The organism is Pseudomonas sp. 05N434 (genome assembly GCF_056396965.1).
In genome coordinates, this window is the sequence record NZ_JBFTMK010000619.1 from 1 (window position 1) to 2,776 (window position 2,776).

At 56.3% G+C, this 2,776-nt stretch carries 2 protein-coding genes; both read left to right on the forward strand.

All coding sequences use genetic code 11. The features are described from left to right. Positions 1-479: 479 nt before the first annotated feature. On the forward strand, positions 480-2,417 hold the full coding sequence (locus AC1DLB_RS26950; RefSeq protein WP_477785998.1) for an alkaline phosphatase D family protein: 1,938 nt from the start codon (positions 480-482) through the stop codon (positions 2,415-2,417). Positions 2,418-2,433: 16 nt separating this feature from the next. After that, the coding region (locus AC1DLB_RS26955) for a P-loop NTPase family protein (protein WP_477785999.1) at positions 2,434-2,776 on the forward strand (343 nt) is incomplete at its 3' end.

Consider the following 2,776-nt stretch of genomic DNA (forward strand, 5'->3'; position numbering starts at 1 on the left):
AGAAACCCTAAACTTGGCTCAGCAATCGTTGGTTACATCTTTGATTTCTCGCGGAGTAACTTGTGATGCTGATAATCTTGTTGACTATCAGTCTGACYCCACAAGCACCCACACGAATTGCTTGATTCAGTTGTTAAAGAGCGGTTGGTYAAGAKCTTTCGYCTCAACCGAGGCGCGCATTCTACAGCAGCCTCTGTTGCTGTCAAGCAGTAAATTTCAAATTTTCTTCATGAAATTCAACTACTTGCCGCCAACTCAGTTTCAAACTCCTCGTTAGCGGGAGGCGAATAATACAGTGTTTTATTTGGTGGTCAACCACCTGTTGTAATTATTTTTACCTAATCCATGCGGCTTAGGCGCAGTACCGACTTCTGCCTCATGAGCAGTCCAGGCTTTGCTTGCATTACCCGTCGACAAACCCGCCCTCTTTACCAGCTGCGCTATGATCGCGCCCCTCTGCGCCAGGATTCTTGAACGGGATGTCCATGTCTTTGCCACTAGCTGACGCTCATCAATCACTACCACCCGTACTCGTCGGCCCGTTATTGCGGCGCCTGGAACCTGCGCGGCTGGTGCTCTGGCTGGTCGGGTCGCGTGCGCTGGCGCTGACGCTGCGCCTGCAAGGCATCGATATCCGCCTCAATGCGGATCAATGCACGATCATTCCCGTCGGCACTCATGCCTTTATTCATCTAATCGATGTACCGCTGAACACCGCCCTGCCCTGCGACACGCTAATCGAGTACGACCTGCTGATCACCGAGGCGGATGGCGCTCCGTCGGGCATCGCCGAATGGGCACCTCACCTACTATATGGCGAAGCGCGCTRCCCGAACTTTGTGTTGCGCTCACAGATCGATCAGTTGCTGCATGGCTCCTGCCGTAAACCTCACCATCCGGCGGCCGATGGCTTGCTGTGTGTCGACCGGTTGCTCGCGTCAGAGCCGGACGCAAGCAAGCGTCCGGCTCTATTAATGATGAGCGGCGATCAGGTGTATGCAGATGATGTCGCGGGGCCAATGCTGCGTGCAATTCATGCCTTGATCGAACGCTTGGGGTTGTTCGACGAACACCTCGACGGCGCAGTGGTCAGCGTCAGCACCAAACTCTACGAACATCCGGCCAGCTACTACCATCGTGCGGATTTGTTACCGGCACTTGAGAGCAACGAAACCCTGCGCGAGCGATTTTTCGGTGGGGCGCGTAAGCCGATTTTCACCAGCAGCAGCGCCGACAATCATTTGGTGACCTTCGCCGAAGTCATGGCCATGTACCTGCTGGTGTGGTCGCCAACGCCCTGGACGTTGATCGCGCCGCAACCACCGACACTGACGCCCGAACGACGCAAGCGTTATGCCCTGGAGCAGACGCGCATCGATGGGTTCAAGGCGGGGCTGGGTGGCGTCGCGCGAGCGATGGCGCATTTGCCATGCCTGATGATTTTCGATGACCACGATATTACCGATGACTGGAATCTTTCTGCGCAATGGGAGGAAACGGCCTACAACCATCCGTTCTCCAAGCGCATCATCGGCAACGCGCTGCTTGTTTATATGTTGTGTCAGGGTTGGGGCAACAACCCGGATGCGTTTGGCAACGTACTGGAAAAAACCCGCTTATTGAGCGTCACGGGGCAAGACCATCACCTCGACAGCGAGATCCAGGACGAATTGATCGATGAACTGCTGAGTTTTCAGCAGTGGCATTACGTGCTGCCCACCCGCCCGGCGCTGGTGGTGCTCGACACCCGCACCCGGCGCTGGCGTAGCGAGATGAATCTCAAGCAGCCGTCGGGCCTGCTGGACTGGGAAGCGCTCAGTGAGCTGCAACAGGAATTGCTCGATCATTCTTCGGCGATCATCGTCTCACCGGCGCCGATCTTCGGCGTCAAATTGATCGAAACCGTACAGCGCGTGTTCAGTTGGTGCGGTTACCCACTGCTGGTGGACGCCGAAAACTGGATGGCTCATCGCGGCGCGGCTCAGGTGATCCTGAACATTTTCCGACACTCCCGCACACCCGGTAACTACGTGGTGCTGTCCGGTGATGTGCATTATTCCTTCGTCTATGAAGTATTGATCCGACACCGCAAGGCCGGCCCGCGTATCTGGCAGATCACCAGCAGCGGCATCAAAAACGAATTCCCACCCGCCCTGCTCGAATGGTTCGACCGCCTCAACCGTTGGCTCTACTCGCCCCGCTCGTCCCTTAACTGGCTGACCAAACGCCGACGCATGCGCATTGTTCCGCACATCCCCGAACACGCCGAAGCAGGGGAACGGTTGTGGAACTCGGCAGGAATTGGCCAAGTGTTCTTCAATGAAAAGGGCCAGCCACAGGATATTTATCAATTCAATGCGGATGGATCGCCGAAGACGCGAATGATCGCGCCAGAAATGTCCGAAACAGCCGACTGACTTCGCACGAATGACCATGAGTAATCATTACCCGGCCACCCTAAACCTCACTCGAACCCTGATCATCGGCAATTCCGGCTCGGGCAAGAGCTGGCTGGCCAAACGACTGGCCGAGCATCTGCAAGTGCCTTGTACCGATCTCGACCTGATTCACTGGGTATCCGATGAACACAGCATCGCCCGTCCCCGCAACGAAGCACTGGGAATGGCGCGGGTGGCGGCGAGTGAAGAGCGTTGGGTTATCGAGGGTGTTTACGGCTGGATGGTCAGCGAACTTGTGGAGCAGGCCACTGCGCTGATCTGGCTGTGTCTGGAGGACGAAGATTGCGTGAACAACATACGCCAGCGAGAAGCGAGGC